This window comes from Vibrio sp. 1-2 (7-a), assembly GCF_013048515.1.
In the GTDB taxonomy this organism is placed as follows: domain Bacteria; phylum Pseudomonadota; class Gammaproteobacteria; order Enterobacterales; family Vibrionaceae; genus Vibrio; species Vibrio diabolicus.
Genome location: NZ_VHSQ01000007.1, coordinates 135,513 through 154,097 on the forward strand (window position 1 = coordinate 135,513; position 18,585 = coordinate 154,097).

The following is an 18,585-nucleotide window of genomic DNA, read 5'->3' on the forward strand; positions in this document are numbered from 1 at the left end:
CTTACAAAGATCAAAGTTGATAATAATTATCGTTAGCATTAAAGTAAATTTTCCAATTAAGGAGGATTTACTATGTCACATACATTTCCCGCTCTGCCTTACCCGTACGATTCACTAGAGCCGTACATCGACGCGAAAACCATGGAAGTGCACTACAGCAAACATCACAAGACTTATTTCGATAAGTTCGTAAGTGCCGTTGAAGGGAGCGAGCTCGAAACTCAGTCGCTAGACGAGATCTTTGACAATATCTCTAAGCTCAGCCCTGCAGTGCGTAATAATGGCGGCGGCTACTACAACCACATCATTTATTGGAATTGCATGTCTCCAAACGGTGGCGGTGAGCCTCAAGGCGCACTTGCTCAGGCAATTAACGATAAATTTGGTAGCTTTGCGCAATTTAAAGAAGCGTTTGCCCAAGCCGCGATTAATACCTTTGGGTCTGGCTTTGCATGGCTGATCGTAAAAGATGGTGAGATTCACATTACGTCCACCAGCAATCAAGATAACCCTCTGATGGACGTAGTGGATGTACGCGGCGAGCCAATTCTCGCTCTTGACGTGTGGGAGCACGCGTATTACATCAGCTACCAAAACCGTCGTCCAGAATACATTGACGCATGGTGGAACGTCGTCAACTGGCGAGCGGTTGAAGAAAATTACGCTCACGCTCTATTATAAAGAGCATCGATACTTACGGTATTAACGTCCGCGCTAATGCCTGCTTTCATACCCAGGTCAATCTTGCTGAATCTCGCATATCTTGCTGACTTGGGTATATACTGCCCCTCTATTTGACCAACTCTATTTCAATACCATGTTTGATATCGCTTTATACGAACCAGAAATCGCGCCGAACACCGGCAACATCATTCGACTTTGTGCCAACTGCGGTGCAAACCTTCACTTAATTGAACCTCTAGGTTTCGATCTTGAAGAGAAGAAAGTCCGCCGCGCTGGTTTGGATTACCATGATTTAGCTCGCGTAATGCGTCATAAGAACTATCAAGCATTCTTAGAATATTTAGAGAAAGAGAAACAAGGTAACTACCGATTGTTTGCCTGCACCACCAAAACCACAGGTCACCACGTTGATGCACAATACCAATCAGGTGACGTATTGATGTTTGGTCCAGAAACTCGTGGCTTGCCTGCTGAAATCATCGATAGCTTGCCAATGGAGCAGCGTATCCGCATTCCAATGATGCCAGATGCGCGCAGCCTAAACCTTTCGAACGCCGTTGCGATCATTGCTTTTGAAGCATGGCGTCAAATGGGGTTTGAAGGCGCGTTGTAAGCACCACGAATTCCAAACACAAAAAAGGGCGCTTAGTGCGCCCTTTTGTTTTCTTTACTCTCTGACTCAATCAGTTGAGCTTGTTGCGATCATCATCGTCTTTACGCTCGTATTCCCCTTCAAAGGTATTGCCATCGTCTGACTGGGAATTAAATGGGTCACGGCGGAACGGGTCTTGCTCAAATGGCCCTTGGTTAGAGAAACCACCTTGGAAGCCACCACCATGCATGGTTTTCACCACCATTTTACTCATCAAGTATTTGGCAATCGCGGCGCGTGGCGCAGGAAGCAACACCAGCATACCAAGAGCATCGGTCATAAAGCCCGGTGTTAACAGCAGCACGCCAGCCACCGCTAGCATTACACCTTCAAAAATTTGCTGGGCTGGAATTTCACCTTGTTCCAGACGCCCCTGCACCGACATCAGAGTTTGGATGCCTTGGCTGCGCACCAACGATGCACCGACAAATGCCGTGATTAATACTAATGCGATAGTCGGCCACAAACCTAAAAAGCCGCCCACCTGAATAAATAAGCCGATTTCAATGATCGGGACAAAAATAAATGCCAATAATAAGATAGGAAACACACGCCCTCCTTTGTTTAATTCAGTGTAATGGTAAAAGCAGACTAAGCTCAAACGAATCGTTGTAAAAAAGCGTGTTCATACTGGTCTCTTCCTACGCAGAAAAAGCGGTAGTGGAGTGTTTAATTCAATTGCATACCGATTTTTTCGTGCTTTTAAAGTGCTAATTTCGAACTCTAAAAACCCATGTTTGTCGAGGAAAATCGAGTACCCATAAAGGGTTATTAATAACCCGTTCATACTTTGCAAATTATTGACTCATGAAAAACGAAAAAGGTGATCTAGTTACTATTTTTATGCGCTAGGTGCAGTATCATGTGCCACATAAGTCAGGACGGATTTTCCAGCCAAAAATTCTGATGAATGGATTCTATATTGCAGAAATGGCTAATAAATAACTTTATTATCAGAATTATCATCTAAGGATCCTGCTATGGCTACCCTATCTGATGCTCCAAAAACAGCAAACCCAGCCACTCGTATTGAAGAAGATCTATTAGGTCAACGTCATGTCCCTGCAGATGCGTACTACGGTATTCATACGCTACGTGCGATCGAGAACTTCAACATCTCTAATATGACCATCTCTGACGTACCAGAATTTGTACGCGGTATGGTAATGACCAAAAAAGCAGCGGCGTTGGCAAACAAAGAACTTGGTGCGATTCCAAAAGACGTTGCAAACTACATCATCGAAGCGTGTGATTTGATCCTAGAAACTGGCAAGTGCATGGATCAGTTCCCATCAGACGTATTCCAAGGTGGTGCGGGCACTTCCGTGAACATGAACACAAACGAAGTGATCGCAAACGTTGCGCTTGAGCTAATGGGTAAAGAGAAAGGTCAATACGAATTTGTTAACCCAAATGACCACGTAAACAAGAGCCAATCAACCAACTGTGCGTACCCAACAGGTTTCCGTATCGCGGTTTACAACAGCGTACACAAACTAATGGAAGCAATTGAGTACCTAAAAGGCGCATTCGAACTTAAAGCAATTGAGTTTAAAGATGTACTGAAAATGGGTCGTACTCAGCTACAAGACGCGGTACCAATGACTGTAGGTCAAGAGTTCCACGCTTGGGCAGTAACACTAAACGAAGAGATTCGTGCTCTAGATTACACCTCTAAACTACTCCTAGAAATCAACCTAGGCGCAACCGCAATCGGTACAGGTCTAAATACACCGACTGGCTACCAAGCTCTTGCAGTAAAACACCTAGCGGAAGTAACAGGTCTTGACGTTGTTGCGGCAGAAGACCTTATCGAAGCGACTTCTGACTGTGGCGCATACGTAATGACGCACAGTGCACTAAAACGTCTAGCGGTGAAACTATCGAAGATCTGTAACGACCTTCGTCTACTTTCTTCTGGCCCACGCGCTGGTCTAAATGAATTGAACCTACCTGAAATGCAAGCAGGTTCTTCAATCATGCCAGCAAAAGTAAACCCAGTTATCCCAGAAGTAGTAAACCAAGTTTGCTTCAAAGTTCTAGGTAACGACAACACGGTTTCTTTCGCAGCAGAAGGCGGTCAGCTACAGCTAAACGTAATGGAACCAGTTATCGCACAAAGCATGTTTGAGTCTATCTCTCTACTACACAATGCGTGTGTGAACCTACGTGATAAATGTATCGACGGCATCACAGTCAATAAAGAGACTTGTGAAAACTACGTTTACAACTCTATCGGTATCGTCACTTATCTAAACCCATACATCGGCCACCACGAAGGTGACATCGTAGGTAAGATTTGTGCGGAAACCGGTAAGAGTGTTCGCGAAGTTGTGCTAGAGCGCGGCCTGCTAACCGCAGAAGAGCTTGATGAAATCTTGTCAGTCGAAAACTTCATGCATCCAACTTACAAAGCGAAACGCTACGAGTAATAACTAATTCGAAGGGGGCCACTCAGGCCCCTTTTTTAAGCTCTCATACGGTTAACCACATTTTTTATATGCTTTTATTGCCATTAGGCCACTGGGTTCTAATTCTCTGAGCATTTACTCCTGTTCCTGAGTGTTCAAAAAATCAGAATCAATAAAAAACTAAAGAGGTATCAATATGGTCATGGTCGAACTCTTCGTGGTTCTGCTCTTCATCTATTTGGGGGCTAGAATCGGCGGTATCGGCATTGGTTTTGCCGGTGGTGCTGGGGTCATTGCGTTGTCTTTGATCTTAGGTGTGCCAACAAGCCAAGCTTACATTCCCGTTGACGTAATTTTGATCATCATGTCTGTCATCACGGCCATCGCAGCAATGCAAGTGGCTGGTGGTTTAGACTGGATGGTGCAAGTTGCTGAAAACTTTTTGCGCAAGCATCCTGAGCGCATCACCTTTTATGCGCCTATCGTAACTTACCTAATGACGCTGATGGCCGGTACTGGCCACACGGCATTCTCTACGTTGCCAGTGATTGCAGAAGTCGCGAAAGGCCAAGGCGTGCGTCCTTCTCGTCCACTGTCTATCGCAGTAGTGGCATCGCAAATCGCTATCACTGCCTCGCCAATCTCAGCGGCAGTAGTGGCGTTCGCTGCGATGCTGCACCCATTCGGCGTTGACTACCTAACACTATTGGCAATCTGTATCCCAACCACGTTCATCGCTTGTATGATCGGTGCGTTCGTTGCGAACTTCATGGGCTGTGAGCTAAAAGACGATTCTGAATACCAAGAGCGTCTAGAAAAAGGCCTAATCAAACTCAACACAGAAGCAAAACGCGAAATCCTGCCAACAGCGAAAAAAGCAACCTTCATCTTCCTAGGCGCGATCGCCTTTGTTGTGTGCTACGCAGCGGCTATCTCTGGTTCAGTAGGCCTAATCGAGAACCCTGCACTTGGTCGTAACGAAGCAATCATGACAGTAATGCTAGCAGCCGCGGCAGCTATCGTAATGAGCTGTAAAATCGACGCTGGCAAAATCCCAGCCGCAGCAACATTCCGCTCTGGTATGACAGCGTGTGTGTGTGTTCTTGGTGTGGCATGGCTAGGTTCTACCTTCGTTAACGCGCACGTTGACGGCATCAAAGAAGTGGCTGGTGCGCTACTAGCAGACTACCCATGGATGCTAGCACTGGTTCTATTCTTCGCGTCTATGCTGCTTTACTCTCAAGGTGCAACCACGGTTGCGCTAATGCCAGCAGCACTTGCTATCGGTGTAGCACCACTAACCGCCGTTGCGTCTTTCGCAGCAGTAAGTGCGCTATTCGTACTGCCAACTTACCCAACGCTACTTGCGGCGGTTGAGATGGATGACACGGGTTCAACGCGTATCGGTAAATACGTATTTAATCACCCGTTCTTCGTACCTGGTGTGGTAACCATTGCATCTGCGGTAGCACTTGGCTTCGCATTCGGTGGTCTACTGATCTAGTAGAAACAGAGTCTTACTCGGGGAGCTTCGGCTCCCTTTTTTATTGCCTGTTGTCTTGATTTATGCTCAATAAATCTTCATTTTCATGAAACTTATTGACTCGCCTCCGGGTCTGATTGAGTTACACTAACGGCAATTATCTAAGATGAATTGACTCTTTTATGCGCGCATTACTTTCCGTTTTACTCTTAGGGCTCATTACCTTTTCCACTCCGTCTTTAGCTTTATTTGGCAAAGACCAGTTTACCAATAGCCAGAACAACAGTTTTGGTAGCAGCAGCGACAGCTTTGTTCCGGTCGATCAGGCATTTCCGTTTAATTTCTACCAGCAAGACGACAAATTGATGCTCGATTGGCAGGTACGCGATGGTTATTACCTGTATCAAGAGCGTTTATCTGTGTCTGGTGAGAACATCTCACTGGGCGAACTGCAAATGGAAAACGGCACGCCACATAAAGATGAATTCTTTGGTGATGTGCATATCTATACCACACCACTATTTGTCAATATCCCACTGAGTAATTGGCAAGAGGGCGCGCGCGTCCTTGTGCAATATCAAGGCTGTGCGAAAGCGGGCTTCTGCTACCCACCAGAAACACGTGAGATTCCAATCAGCGCGTTTTCTTCATCCAATTCCGACACCGTAGCACCGACTGCCAAGGCACCGGCGACAGAACAAGCACAGCCAGCAACAAAACCAACCTCCACTTCAGTACCAGTCAGTGAGCAAGATAGCTTAGCCGCGAATCTAGCCGACAAGTGGTGGACGCCGTTGTTGTTTTTGGCACTTGGTGTGGGTCTAGCATTTACCCCTTGTGTACTGCCGATGTACCCAATTTTGACCAGCATCGTGCTTGGCAGTGGCAAGCTGAGCCAACGTCGTGCGCTTGGTTTGTCATTTGTTTACGTACAAGGCATGGCGCTGACTTACACGCTGCTCGGCCTTGTAGTGGCGTCTGCGGGCATGCAGTTCCAAGCGGCGATGCAACACCCTTATGTGCTGATTGGTTTGAGTGTACTGTTCATCGCATTAGCTATGTCGATGTTTGGTCTGTACTCATTGCAGTTACCAAGCAGCGTGCAAACGTGGCTGAATAACTTAAGTAACAAGCAGCAAGGTGGTAGCAGTGCTGGCGTGTTTGCAATGGGGGCAATATCTGGCTTGGTTTGTTCTCCGTGTACTACCGCCCCACTCTCTGGTGCGCTGCTTTACGTCGCACAAAGTGGCGACTTACTCACTGGTGGAGTCGCCCTTTACGCGCTGGCGATGGGCATGGGGATTCCGTTGATCCTTGTGGCGGTATTTGGCAACAAGTTGCTACCAAAAGCCGGCGGTTGGATGGACCGCGTGAAAACGCTGTTCGGCTTTATTCTGCTTGCTGCGCCTATCTTCTTGTTGGAACGCATCATGCCAGAAATGTGGTCAACAATTCTGTGGTCAACACTGGGCATCGCTGCCTTTGGTTGGCTGTATCATGTGAAAAACAGCTTGGAGTTTGGTGGCTGGAAACAAAGCGCCGTTGGCATCATCGCCGTATTGGGTTTGCTCGCGTCAGCACAGCCAGTATTAAATTACTGGTTTGGTAATAACGCAACGCAAGCTCAACAAACTTCCGTAAGCTTTACACGCATTGCCAATGTTGCAGAGTTGGAAGAACAACTAGCGCTAGCCAAAGCAGCTGGCAAACCTGTGATGCTCGACTTCTACGCCGATTGGTGTGTGGCGTGTAAAGAGTTTGAGAAGTACACCTTCCATGATCCAAGCGTCGAAGCCAAGCTAAAAGACTTTGTTCTTCTGCAAGCTGATGTAACCAAGAACCAAGTGCAAGATATTGAGTTACTCAAACACATGAACGTGCTTGGCTTGCCAACCATCGAGTTCTGGGATGCGAATGGCGAACACATTTCAAACGCGCGTTTAACCGGCTTTATGCAAGCCGAGCCTTTCTTAGAGCACATCCAACAATTCTGATCATCAGATATTCAAACGCCAGTGATGACCACTGGCGTTTTTTATTACCCAGATTTGAATGAGAAAATTGCGCTTATATGCAATTTTCCTAATAAAAGTCGATTTGGTTCAGACTTTTAGCGAATAAATATTGTCCACTATCTCAAAGCTGGACAATAATAAATTTAACGAAATAGTCAAAAGTGTTTAACGTCATGGATTCGACCTACACCATCATCATTGCAGATGATCACCCACTCTTCCGTAATGCCTTGTTTCAATCTATCCACATGGCAATCAGTGGGGCAAATTTGCTTGAAGCGGACTCACTCGACGCACTACTGGCTTTGTTAGAGCGAGAAGAAGAGCCAGATTTGGTGCTATTGGATCTCAAAATGCCAGGAGCAAATGGTATGTCTGGCTTGATTCACTTGCGAGCAGAACACCCAGACTTACCAATCGTCGTCGTCTCGGCTAGTGAAGAGCCAGCGATCGTGACACAAGTGAAAAGCCATGGTGCGTTTGGTTTTATTCCTAAATCGAGCGACATGCGCGAATTGGTGAATGCGCTCAATCAAGTGCTCAATGGCGACCCGTATTTTCCTGAAGGGCTGATCACCAATAACGCGGCATGTAATGACTTAGCGGAGAAGATTGCCGCGCTAACGCCACAGCAATATAAGGTGTTGGGGATGTTGTCAGATGGCTTACTGAACAAACAAATCGCCTACGAATTGAATGTTTCAGAAGCCACCATCAAAGCGCACATGACGGCGATTTTCCGCAAGCTCGGCGTAAAAAACCGCACACAAGCCGTCATCATGCTAACGGAGATGAACGACTAGGTTCACTCCTCGTCAGCGAGCAGGCTTTGCTCGCTTGGCAAACGGATACCTACTTTGGTGACTTGTTGGTCAACGACATCGGCAATGATCCATTGCAAGCCTTGCCACTCGAATTGGTCCCCTAACACTGGTGTAGTCCCCAGTTGTTCTTCTACAAGGTTTCTTAAGCTTTTATCGAGTGACTCATCGCCCAAGTTCAGGCCATACATCATCGCAATATCGGCAAGGTTCACTTCAATATCTAGGAAGAAATCACCAAAGAATCGTGCCAATGACGCTTTCTCAGGCGCTTCACTGAATAGCAAGCTCAGAGCATCCAAATCCTTTTCTTGCGCCAACACACACAAGGTATCGTCTTCTTCGAGGCGCGTACTACCTGACGGATGCAATAACGCTTTATTGCGAAATACTGCGGCGATGCGCGTTCCATCCGGCATCGAAAGACTACGCAATGGTTCACCAATACACCATTTATCCGCTTTAAGCTTATAGATAAACAGTTCCCACTCACTAGTTGGGTAAATCTCCACACCAGTGCGTGAAATTGGCTCAGGTTTAGAAGGCAGCTCTACCTTCGCCAGAGACATCGCTTTAGTCAATGTGCCACCTTGCACAATCAAAGAGACCATTACCACGAAAAACGCCAAATTGAAGTACAACTGCGCATCTGGCAATCCTGCCATCATTGGAAATACCGCCAGAATGATTGGGACAGCACCGCGCAATCCCACCCAAGAAACAAACCACTTTTCACGTGGTGTGAAACTCTTGAATGGCAGTAAACCGATCCAAACCGAGATTGGACGGGCAAATAAAATCATCCCAAAGGCCAGCGCCAAACCAGGCAACGCAATAGAGAGCAAGTTGGAAGGCGTAACCAATAAACCAAGCACGAGGAACATACCGATTTGAGCTAGCCACGTCATGCCATCTAGAACATGAAGAATGGAATGGCGGCTGCGTGTTGGACGATTACCTAGCAGTAAACCAACCAGATAAATTGACAGAATACCGCTGCCACCTAATGCATTAGATAAAGCGAAAATCAGCAAGCCACCACTGACGGTTAAAATCGAATATAAGCCATCCGGCAGTTGATTACGATTGATGACCTTCCACAAAATCCAGCCACCAGCAAAACCGAGTAAAGCGCCAATACCAAACTGCTTAAGAAAACTGAGCGCCAAAAAGCCCACACTCAAATCTGCATCTGGGTTCGCTAAAATAGCAATCAGAGTAACAGTCAGAAACACCGCCATAGGATCATTGGTGCCGGATTCAATTTCCAGCGTTGAGCCAACACGTTCGTTAAGACTACGACCTTTGAGTAGAGAAAAAACCGCGGCGGCATCAGTGGAACCGACTATCGCACCAACTAATATACCTTGCAGCAAGTCTAAGTCGAATAACCACGTTGCCATCAGCCCGGTCAAAATAGTGGTGATCGCAACCCCAAACGTTGCTAAAGACACCGAAGGCCATAACGCCACCCTAAAGCTGGCAACCCGTGTTCTCATACCACCATCGAGCAAAATGATGGCTAATGCGAGGTTACTGACCAAGTAAGCGATCGAAAAATTATCAAATAAAATACCGCCTAAACCGTCTTCCCCCGCCAGCATTCCAACGGCTAAAAATACCAAAAGAATTGGGATTCCCAACTTAGAGGAAACTGGGCTTAAAAGAACGCTAAGTGCGATTAACAACGCACCTATAAGAAAAAAACTATTAATGGTGTCTGCGTCCATTCTCACCCTCCCTTAATGAAAAACGATATGCTTGTGATGAGCTAAGGCGACTTCGTTAATAAGTTAATGCCTTAATCTGCCTCCTCCTTAAACCGTCCCAAAGCGCGAGGTTGTACGAGAATGACTCAGTTATATTACTTTATTGTGCGCTAAAACGGTGATTTGGTACGAAAACTTTATGTAAATAAATTACTTGTGAATTTTTCACGCCAATTTTTTCGCTGATTGATAAAAAGAAGAACGCAGAATGTTTCTGTTAAGGATCGCTAAAATCAATGAAGAAAAAATTAATCACGTCTCTTATTCGTGCTTTTTATCATTTTTCTCCTTAGACCTTTGGCTAATTTAACAGCTTTTTAACATTAACAAATAACCCTAACTCTTCTCTAAGCGCCCATATCACGGGAGTTTTTTATTTTTTATACCCCGACTAAAGTTGAAAAGAGTTCTTGCCAACACCTTGCTAATGTACATGTTGAAACATTTTTTTAACAACAATACCAATCGTAAGGAGACGGCAATGGCATTTGAAAGCGAAGAAAGAGCCAAAGCCTATTGGGACAAAAACGTGAAGCTCATGATTGGCCTTATGGTCATCTGGTTCGTAGTGTCTTTCGGCTGCGGCATTTTATTTGTCGACGTACTTAATCAATTTCAATTAGGTGGATACAAACTTGGTTTCTGGTTTGCTCAGCAAGGCTCCATCTACACCTTCCTAGGTATTATTTTCTATTACGCATGGAAGATGCGCCAAATCGACCGTGAATTCGGCGTAGATGAGTAAGGAGTAACTCAGATGGATTTGAAAACTATTACCTACTTGGTTGTTGGTGCAACCTTCGTCCTCTACATCGGTATTGCGATCTGGGCGCGTGCGGGGTCAACCAAAGAGTTCTATGTCGCAGGTGGCGGGGTAAACCCAATCGCTAACGGTATGGCAACCGCTGCTGACTGGATGTCGGCGGCATCGTTCATCTCAATGGCGGGTCTGATTGCCTTTATGGGTTACGGCGGCTCCGTATTCCTAATGGGTTGGACTGGCGGTTACGTACTGCTTGCGCTACTACTCGCCCCTTATCTACGTAAGTTTGGTAAGTTTACGGTGCCAGAGTTTGTTGGTGAACGCTTCTACTCGAACACGGCACGTATCGTGGCGGTTATCTGTCTTATCATCGCATCGGTCACTTATGTTATCGGCCAGATGAAAGGCGTTGGCGTTGCCTTCGGTCGCTTCCTAGAAGTTGATTACTCAACAGGCCTACTGATTGGTATGTGTATCGTATTCATGTACGCAGTACTTGGCGGCATGAAAGGCATCACTTACACGCAGATTGCTCAATATTGCGTACTCATTCTTGCTTACACTATCCCTGCAATCTTTATCTCTCTGCAACTTACAGGTAACCCGCTACCTCAGATTGGCCTCGGGAGTACCATTCAAGGCACCGATGTTTATCTGCTCGATAGGCTCGACCAAGTGGTGACCGAACTCGGCTTTAGTGAGTACACTACGCAGGTTCGCGGTAGCACACTAAACATGTTCGTTTACACCATGTCATTGATGATCGGTACTGCGGGTCTACCACACGTTATCATCCGTTTCTTTACGGTACCTAAGGTACGTGATGCGCGTACTTCTGCTGGCTGGGCACTTGTGTTCATCGCGATTCTATACACAACAGCGCCAGCAGTTTCAGCAATGGCTCGTCTAAACCTAATGGATACCGTTAACCCAGCTCCGGGCCAACACCTTGCGTATGATGAGCGCCCTGATTGGTTCAAAAACTGGGAAACAACAGGTCTATTAGGCTTTGATGATAAGAATGGCGATGGCCTGATCGAGTACACCTCAAACCCTGACACCAATGAGTTGCGAGTTGACCGTGACATCATGGTACTAGCAAACCCAGAAATCGCTAAGCTACCAAACTGGGTCATTGCACTCGTTGCCGCTGGTGGTCTCGCTGCAGCACTATCCACAGCTGCGGGTCTGTTGCTTGCTATTTCGTCGGCGATTTCCCATGACTTAATCAAAGGGGTTATAAATCCGAACATATCCGAGAAGAAGGAGCTGCTTGCCAGCCGAATCTCGATGGCGGTGGCAATCGCAGCCGCAGGCTATCTCGGATTGAATCCTCCAGGCTTTGCAGCTGGTACGGTGGCGCTCGCCTTTGGTCTTGCTGCGTCATCCATCTTCCCTGCGTTGATGATGGGTATCTTCAGCAAAGGCATCAATAAAGAAGGCGCAATCGCCGGTATGATTGCCGGTATCAGTATCACACTGTTCTACGTATTCCAGCACAAAGGCATCCTATTCGTTGCTGACTGGAAATATCTAGAAAGCTGGGGAACCAACTGGTTCCTAGGTATTGAGCCAAACGCGTTTGGTGCTATCGGCGCACTATTTAACTTCATCGTGGCATTCGCGGTATCGAAAGTTACGGCGGAAACACCTCAAGAAGTTAAAGATCTTGTTGAACACGTTCGTGTCCCTGTTGGTGCAGGCGATGCCGTGGATCACTAAAATATAACGCAAGCCACAAAAGCCCCACTTGGGGCTTTTTTATTCACCTAACTTATTCTAATAATTAGATTCCCTGAGCCGTAGCAAGGAAGCACAGGTACGGCATTGGTTATATGTTCGGGGAACGCAGAAACAATCGTTTAGAACAGGGCAAAAATTGCAGCAAGCTAGTTGCTCTACCTTCAAAATCATTAACGAAGTTATTAGTGATTTTAGCCAGTAAAAATGAACAGATAATTGATGGAATTAGTATTTTATGTTCAAAAACAAGCACTTTATTCTCGCACTGCTGATTGCGCCGATTCTTTCTTTGATCGCCTACTTCGGCACCGATATGGCACTCAGCGAAAAACCCCACGCGGCACAAGAAGGGGAAACTTACAAACTCGCGAGTAAGTCTAACTGTCGTTACACCAGTGGACTGTGTGACATGGAAAATGGCGACTTTAAAGTGAAGTTTCGCTCAGAACAGCTCACGAAAAATGGCTTAGAACTGTCACTCAATGCCGCCTATCCACTCGAAGGGGTCAAAGTTTCCATCGTTAATGATGAAGAGAAAAATGCTCAGCCGATTGATATGAAGCCCGCCGATCAGGCTGGAAAAAGTTGGTACATTACCTTACCAAGACCAGCATCCGCAGAAAGTTGGCTAAGAGTCGTCATTCAATCTGGAGGCACACTTTATTACGGCGAAACACAAACCGCGTTTGTGAAGTACGAAACCTTATTTACAGAGTAATGGCCACAGATAAAGACACCGATATCCAAAACGTCGATACCTCATTGTCACCTCAGGACTAAATAATTCCCTCTCTGCCGACGCTTTTACGTCGGCTTTTTGTTTTGTAATGCTTTCTTTGCAAACCTCTTACTCTGAAAATGGTTGCCAACTCGCCACTTAATTGATAATAATTATCATTACATAAATTGAGAGGTGGTTATGGACAACAAACGGGACATCTTCAACGCATTTTTTAAGGCACAAGATAGATTCCTTCTCGCCGCACCACACGGCTTTGAGCCAGACGTAATTCATGACTATATTCATTGGGGAATGGTGTTGTCTTCCTGCTATGAACACGGTGCCGATGAAGAAAATCTATTGTTGTGTGAGCTTTTTTTGCGTCAGGTTTATTTCCATCTACTAGACGCAATTCAAGACTCCACTCGCAGTCGTATCTTCCGTCGTGTCTGTCTCGATTCTATCCATACGCCATTATTCTGTCTCAAACGCTATTACTATCAGTTTGAACAAGGCGACGTGAAATTTCTCGCATTACAACAACAATTACGCCTGATTCAAATCTCACTCGATTAACCAAAAGGATCCCTACCATGAGCACCGAATTCCGCATAGAAACTGACAGTATGGGCGAAGTGAAAGTCCCAGCAGATGCACTCTACCAAGCCCAAACTCAGCGCGCCGTCGATAACTTCTCATTCAGTCAATATAAGATGCCATCTGGCTTCATCCAAGCGTTGGCACACATCAAGCAGACTGCGGCACTCACCAACGCACAATTGGGGCTGCTTGAAGGTGATATCGCTAATGCGATTGCTGACGCAGCTCAGGCGATTATCGAGGGCAATCATATTGAGCAATTTCCAATTGACGTATTTCAAACCGGATCAGGCACCAGCTCAAATATGAATGCGAATGAAGTGATTGCAACACTGGCCTCCCAGCATCTAGGCGGTACCGTCAGTCCTAATGATCACGTCAACATGGGACAAAGCAGCAACGATGTGGTGCCAACCGCAATTCAAGTTAGCGCAGCATTAGCCATTGAAAAACAGCTCTTCCCGGCCCTGTCACACCTCATCCAAACACTAGAGTTTAAGCAACAAGCATTGAAAGATGTTGTAAAAACCGGTCGCACCCACTTAATGGACGCGATGCCAATTACCTTTGCTCAAGAGCTTGGCGGTTGGCAGTTCCAAATCGAGCACGTAAAACAAGCGATTGAACAAGCACTTCCTGCGGTAAAAGCCTTAGCCCAAGGTGGTACAGCGGTTGGCACGGGGATCAATGCCGATCCACGCTTTGCAGACTTATTCGCTAGCAACCTAACCCAGTCAACTCGTATTCAGTTCACGGCCAGTGATAACTTCTTTTTCAATTTAAGCAGTCAAGATGCGATCGTCGCTCTGTCTGGACAGCTCAAAACAGCAGCAGTTGCGATCATGAAGATCGCAAACGATCTTCGTTGGATGAATTCAGGCCCATTGGCTGGTTTAGGTGAGATTGAATTACAAGGCTTGCAACCGGGTTCTTCCATCATGCCTGGCAAAGTAAACCCTGTGATCCCAGAAGCCGCAGCTATGGCCTCAGCGCAAGTCATTGGTAATGACACCACGATTACCGTCGCGGGCCAAGCTGGTAACTTCCAACTAAACGTCATGCTACCTGTCATTGCTCATAATATATTGGAGAGCATCGAGTTGCTCGCTAACAGCGCAACCGCTTTATCCGATAAGGCCATTGCAACATTCGAAGTTCGTCAAGATAACTTGGATGTAGCGCTCGCCAAAAACCCAATTTTGGTCACGGCCCTCAACCCGGTCATTGGCTACCTGAAAGCGGCAGAAATCGCGAAGAAAGCCTATAAGCAGGGTCGTGCGATTATTGATGTCGCAGAAGAAGAAACCGATTTAGATAGAGCCACGCTAGAACGATTGCTTAATCCCGCAAAACTCACCCAAGGTGGTGTTGCGGAATAAGCGGCAAACTCAGCCTACAAACCAAAATAAGATTACAAACACAGAGACCTCCATTCGGAGGTCTCTTTTATAGCAACGCTAAAACACTCTAAATCTATGCGACGCGGTTGAGCACCGAACGCAATTTAAGCGGCTTAACTGGCTTCGCAATAAAGCTGAACCCATTTGCCTTGATGCCATCAAGCATATCATCGGTGCGATCTGCACTAATGATGACGCCTTCAAAGCTGTGGCCTAATCTCAGGCGGCATTGCTGTAGCACTTCTAAACCAGTACGACCATCATCAAGTCGGTAATCGGAAAAAATCACGTCCGGAATCCAACCATCCTCGAGAGCTTGTAGACTTTCTACCAAATCGGTCGCCACTCGCGTATCGCAGCCCCATCGAGACAGTAAGTTTTCCATGCCGACTAGAATGTCAGGCTCATTATCGACACATAGAATTCTTAGATGACCAAGTTCAGATTGGTTACTTGTCGTGACTTGAACTGGGGGCGGCTGCACATGATCGGCTTTATCAAGCGTGATGGAAAAGACACTGCCTTTACCAACCCAAGAACGCATCGAAATTTCATGCCCGAGCACTTGAGCAATTCCCTTGGAAATCGCCAAACCAAGCCCGAGACCTTGGTCGGAACGAACTTGAGTTCCGCGATTAAACTCTTCAAAGATCTCTTGCTGCTTCTCTTCTTCAATACCTACACCGTTGTCCCACACATCAATACGCACTCGCCCTTTTACCCGGCGAACACCAAGCGCCACTTTGCCATTCGGGTTATAACGAAACGCATTGGTCAGGAAGTTTTGCACCACACGGCGCAGCAGTTTGGGATCCGATTTCACCATGAGTGAGGATGGAATCATGGTGAATGCTATACCTTGTTGCTTGGCTAATGCGCTGAACTCCGCATTCAAATTCGACAACACATCGTTTAACGCAAAACCGTGCACATTGACTTCCAGCTTGCCCGACTCCAAGCGCGAAATATCCAGCAAATCTCCTATCAGGTCTTCGGCCGCCTCTAAAGCACTCTCAATGTGAGCCGACAGCTTTTTAGCTTCGCTGTCTTTGGCTACTTCCGATAGTGAAGAGGCGAATAGACGCGCCGCGTTGAGTGGCTGCATCAAGTCATGGCTTACTGCCGCCAAGAACCGTGATTTGGACTTCGATTCCAAATCGGAGCGCTGCGTCGCTTCCACCAGCTGCTTGTTAAGTTGTTCTAATTCTCGAGTCCGCAGACGTACCCTTTCTTCCAATGTCTCGTTGGCGTCTTTCAGTGCTTGCTCTGCATCACGGAATACGGTGATGTCGGTAAAGCTCATCACAAAGCCACCACCTGGCATTGGGTTACCTTGTACCTCAATCACGCGACCATCGGGACGAACCCGAGAAGAGGTGTGCCGAGTCCCTTGCTCAAGGTGATAAACACGGCGACGGACGTGGTCATCAGGGTCACCAGGGCCACACAACCCTTGCTCTGCATTGTGCCGAATCACATCCGCAATCGGTCGACCTACTTGAATCAGGCCTGGCGGAAATTCAAAGAGTTCTAAATAGCGTTGGTTCCACGCTACCAAGCGTAGTTGCTTATCGACCACCGCAATACCTTGGCCGATATGTTCAATCGCCCCTTGAAGTAGGCCTCGGCTAAAATCGTACAGTTCAGAGGCTTCATCGACGATAGTCGCCACCTCTTCAAGCTGCATGTTTCTTCCCTGCAGGGCAGAAGTAAGTACTAACTTAGCAGAAGAAGCACCGAATACCCCGGCTAATACACGTTCGGTATGTCGAATCAGAGAAGATGGCGCTTGCTGATTCGGCATTAGCTCTTCTCGTTGCTGGCTCCAATACGCTTGAAAAGCCGCTTTTACTCGCGTTCGCCCAACAAACCTAGACGCTAACATTTCTAGTTCCGCAACCGTAACACGACTCTGGTACAGGCTCATGTTTTCGCTTTCAGGCAGTGGCGTACCAACGAATGACGCCGATTGTAAGCGCTCACTTAGGCTTGGTCGTGTGGTCATAGAAACCACAACAAAACACACTGCATTGGCGACCACACTGAGGATCATCCCCCAATCTGAAATCGCAATGTCAAAGCCAGCCAATACCTCTGGTGGGGTGATCAACCAAATCAAAAAGTTGTTACTGGCATTCCCGGCAAGCATGTCCGTTTGGCTCATTAACGTAATCAGCCAAATGGTAAAGCCTACCGCCAAGCCAACATACACACCCTTCTTATTCCCTTGACGCCAGTACATACCGCCCACCAGCGCAGGCGCGAATTGCGTGATCGCCGCAAATGAGAGAAAGCCGATCGCTGAGAGTGAGTGAATGGTATCTAACGCTTGATAAAAACCCCAAGCGCCAATTAGTAGGACTAAAATCAGACCACGGCGGATCCGCAGTAATAATTCAGAGAAGTGATGATGGTTACGCTGCGTCAATCGCATGCGACGCAACAGTAGTGGCATAACCAAGTCGTTCGATACCATGATCGCTAAGGCAATCGTCGACACGATAACCATGCCACTGGCCGCCGAAGTGCCGCCTAAAAATGCAAGCAAAGCGATTTCACTCGCCCCTACCGACATCGGCACACTGATCACATAAGTATCAGGCGAAGCACCACTCAACAAACCTTGCCCTACCCACGCAATAGGTAAAACAAAAATCCCCATCAAGATCAGATAAATGGGAAACAACCAACGAGCAACATGCAAATCTTGCGCGCGTTCATTTTCCACTACCATCGTATGGAATTGTCGTGGAAGACAAACAATCGCCAGCATCGTGAGTACGGTATGAATCAATATGGTAGGGATGTTTGGTGACTGATACGTCTGTGTGGCAACGTCAACTAAGCTCAAATTCTCGGTGTTCATCGCCAACCAAACAATGAATACACCGACTACTAAAAACGCCAACAGTTTGATAATCGATTCGAAGGCAATCGCCATCATCATCCCACGATGGTGTTCCGTGTTATCAATGTGCCGGGTACCAAATAGCATGGTAAAAATTGCCAGTGCGACCACGACAAACCACGACACGCTATCGTTTTGATAACCAAAATCGGTAGCCAGTTCTGGGGCAATGATTTCTAGCCCCATGGTGATACCACGCAACTGCAAAGCGATGTACGGCAAAATTCCCGCAACCGCAATGAGTGTAACGACTACGGCCAAACCTTGAGATTTGCCGTAACGAGCTCCGATAAAATCAGCAATCGACGTGATGTGTTCCCGTTTAGCAATCAAAATAAGCCGAGCTAAAACGCGCCATCCGATGGTAAACACTAAAATGGGGGCAATATAGATGGGCAAGAAAGACCAAGGGTTAGTGCTGGCCTGCCCGACCGTGCCGTAGAAGGTCCACGATGTACAGTACACCGCAATGGAAAGGCTATAAATCCACGGCCGCCAGCGTGCTAACCACCTTTTCTGAATGTCGCCGTACCACGCGATGATAAATAAGGCTCCCAAATACGCCAAAGAAACGGGAACCACCAGCCATCCTTGCATCCGATATCCTTTCTTGCC

General features: G+C 46.9%; 14 protein-coding genes. 11 read left to right on the forward strand and 3 right to left on the reverse strand.

The features are described 5' to 3' along the window. The first annotated feature begins 72 nt into the window (after window positions 1–72). Together FKN08_RS17300 and trmL are read left to right on the forward strand one after the other, a co-directional pair. The gene (locus FKN08_RS17300) at window positions 73–681 is read left to right on the forward strand and encodes a superoxide dismutase (protein ID WP_005397537.1); all 609 of its coding nucleotides are present in this window, start codon (window positions 73–75) and stop codon (window positions 679–681) included. A 136-nt stretch (window positions 682–817) separates the two neighbouring features. Then, window positions 818–1,297: a tRNA (uridine(34)/cytosine(34)/5-carboxymethylaminomethyluridine(34)-2'-O)-methyltransferase TrmL gene (gene trmL, locus FKN08_RS17305; RefSeq protein WP_170892592.1), complete on the forward strand. Its 480-nt coding sequence runs from the start codon at window positions 818–820 to the stop codon at window positions 1,295–1,297. A 70-nt stretch (window positions 1,298–1,367) separates the two neighbouring features. On the opposite strand, the gene FKN08_RS17310 is transcribed toward trmL, so the two are convergent. Continuing rightward, entirely contained in the window at window positions 1,368–1,886 is a 519-nt protein-coding gene (locus FKN08_RS17310) for an FxsA family protein (RefSeq protein ID WP_053807754.1), read from the reverse strand. A gap of 430 nt (window positions 1,887–2,316) precedes the next feature. Here FKN08_RS17310 and aspA point away from each other — a divergent pair, with 430 nt between their 5' ends. From aspA to FKN08_RS17330, 4 genes are all read left to right on the forward strand, one after another. Beyond that, window positions 2,317–3,768 carry an aspartate ammonia-lyase gene (gene aspA, locus FKN08_RS17315; RefSeq protein WP_005397540.1) on the forward strand — a complete coding sequence of 484 codons (1,452 nt, stop codon included), beginning with the start codon at window positions 2,317–2,319 and terminating at the stop codon, window positions 3,766–3,768. Window positions 3,769–3,943: 175 nt separating this feature from the next. Next, the gene (locus FKN08_RS17320) at window positions 3,944–5,251 is read left to right on the forward strand and encodes an anaerobic C4-dicarboxylate transporter (protein ID WP_065646964.1); all 1,308 of its coding nucleotides are present in this window, start codon (window positions 3,944–3,946) and stop codon (window positions 5,249–5,251) included. A gap of 161 nt (window positions 5,252–5,412) precedes the next feature. Further along, window positions 5,413–7,224 (forward strand): protein-disulfide reductase DsbD, encoded by a 1,812-nt coding sequence (locus FKN08_RS17325; protein WP_170892586.1) that lies wholly within the window; start codon window positions 5,413–5,415, stop codon window positions 7,222–7,224. Window positions 7,225–7,418: 194 nt separating this feature from the next. Further along, entirely contained in the window at window positions 7,419–8,048 is a 630-nt protein-coding gene (locus FKN08_RS17330) for a response regulator transcription factor (RefSeq protein WP_005397542.1), read from the forward strand. A gap of 2 nt (window positions 8,049–8,050) precedes the next feature. Here the strand turns inward: FKN08_RS17330 and FKN08_RS17335 are convergent, their stop codons facing one another. After that, window positions 8,051–9,796: a potassium/proton antiporter gene (locus FKN08_RS17335; protein ID WP_005397543.1), complete on the reverse strand. Its 1,746-nt coding sequence runs from the start codon at window positions 9,794–9,796 to the stop codon at window positions 8,051–8,053. Window positions 9,797–10,316: 520 nt separating this feature from the next. Here FKN08_RS17335 and FKN08_RS17340 point away from each other — a divergent pair. From FKN08_RS17340 to FKN08_RS17360, 5 genes are all read left to right on the forward strand, one after another. Further along, window positions 10,317–10,580: a DUF4212 domain-containing protein gene (locus tag FKN08_RS17340; RefSeq protein ID WP_005397548.1), complete on the forward strand. Its 264-nt coding sequence runs from the start codon at window positions 10,317–10,319 to the stop codon at window positions 10,578–10,580. A gap of 12 nt (window positions 10,581–10,592) precedes the next feature. Beyond that, window positions 10,593–12,320 (forward strand): sodium:solute symporter family protein, encoded by a 1,728-nt coding sequence (locus tag FKN08_RS17345; protein WP_005397550.1) that lies wholly within the window; start codon window positions 10,593–10,595, stop codon window positions 12,318–12,320. A 256-nt stretch (window positions 12,321–12,576) separates the two neighbouring features. Then, window positions 12,577–13,059, forward strand: a complete 483-nt coding sequence (locus FKN08_RS17350; protein WP_012841321.1) for a hypothetical protein — start codon at window positions 12,577–12,579, stop codon at window positions 13,057–13,059. Window positions 13,060–13,260: 201 nt separating this feature from the next. After that, window positions 13,261–13,638 carry a hypothetical protein gene (locus FKN08_RS17355; RefSeq protein ID WP_012841320.1) on the forward strand — a complete coding sequence of 126 codons (378 nt, stop codon included), beginning with the start codon at window positions 13,261–13,263 and terminating at the stop codon, window positions 13,636–13,638. 17 nt (window positions 13,639–13,655) lie between these two features. Continuing rightward, on the forward strand, window positions 13,656–15,041 hold the full coding sequence (locus tag FKN08_RS17360; RefSeq protein WP_170892587.1) for a class II fumarate hydratase: 1,386 nt from the start codon (window positions 13,656–13,658) through the stop codon (window positions 15,039–15,041). 94 nt (window positions 15,042–15,135) lie between these two features. On the opposite strand, the gene FKN08_RS17365 is transcribed toward FKN08_RS17360, so the two are convergent. Then, entirely contained in the window at window positions 15,136–18,567 is a 3,432-nt protein-coding gene (locus tag FKN08_RS17365; protein ID WP_170892588.1) for a PAS-domain containing protein, read from the reverse strand. Window positions 18,568–18,585 lie beyond the last annotated feature (18 nt).

Coding starts and splice junctions, on each gene's coding strand:
- FKN08_RS17300 (WP_005397537.1), top strand. CDS start 73: ATGTCACATACATTTCCCGCTCTGCCTTACCCGTACGATTCACTAGAG.
- trmL (WP_170892592.1), top strand. CDS start 818: ATGTTTGATATCGCTTTATACGAACCAGAAATCGCGCCGAACACCGGC.
- aspA (WP_005397540.1), top strand. CDS start 2,317: ATGGCTACCCTATCTGATGCTCCAAAAACAGCAAACCCAGCCACTCGT.
- FKN08_RS17320 (WP_065646964.1), top strand. CDS start 3,944: ATGGTCATGGTCGAACTCTTCGTGGTTCTGCTCTTCATCTATTTGGGG.
- FKN08_RS17325 (WP_170892586.1), top strand. CDS start 5,413: ATGCGCGCATTACTTTCCGTTTTACTCTTAGGGCTCATTACCTTTTCC.
- FKN08_RS17330 (WP_005397542.1), top strand. CDS start 7,419: ATGGATTCGACCTACACCATCATCATTGCAGATGATCACCCACTCTTC.
- FKN08_RS17335 (WP_005397543.1), bottom strand. CDS start 9,796: ATGGACGCAGACACCATTAATAGTTTTTTTCTTATAGGTGCGTTGTTA.
- FKN08_RS17340 (WP_005397548.1), top strand. CDS start 10,317: ATGGCATTTGAAAGCGAAGAAAGAGCCAAAGCCTATTGGGACAAAAAC.
- FKN08_RS17345 (WP_005397550.1), top strand. CDS start 10,593: ATGGATTTGAAAACTATTACCTACTTGGTTGTTGGTGCAACCTTCGTC.
- FKN08_RS17350 (WP_012841321.1), top strand. CDS start 12,577: ATGTTCAAAAACAAGCACTTTATTCTCGCACTGCTGATTGCGCCGATT.
- FKN08_RS17355 (WP_012841320.1), top strand. CDS start 13,261: ATGGACAACAAACGGGACATCTTCAACGCATTTTTTAAGGCACAAGAT.
- FKN08_RS17360 (WP_170892587.1), top strand. CDS start 13,656: ATGAGCACCGAATTCCGCATAGAAACTGACAGTATGGGCGAAGTGAAA.
- FKN08_RS17365 (WP_170892588.1), bottom strand. CDS start 18,567: ATGCAAGGATGGCTGGTGGTTCCCGTTTCTTTGGCGTATTTGGGAGCC.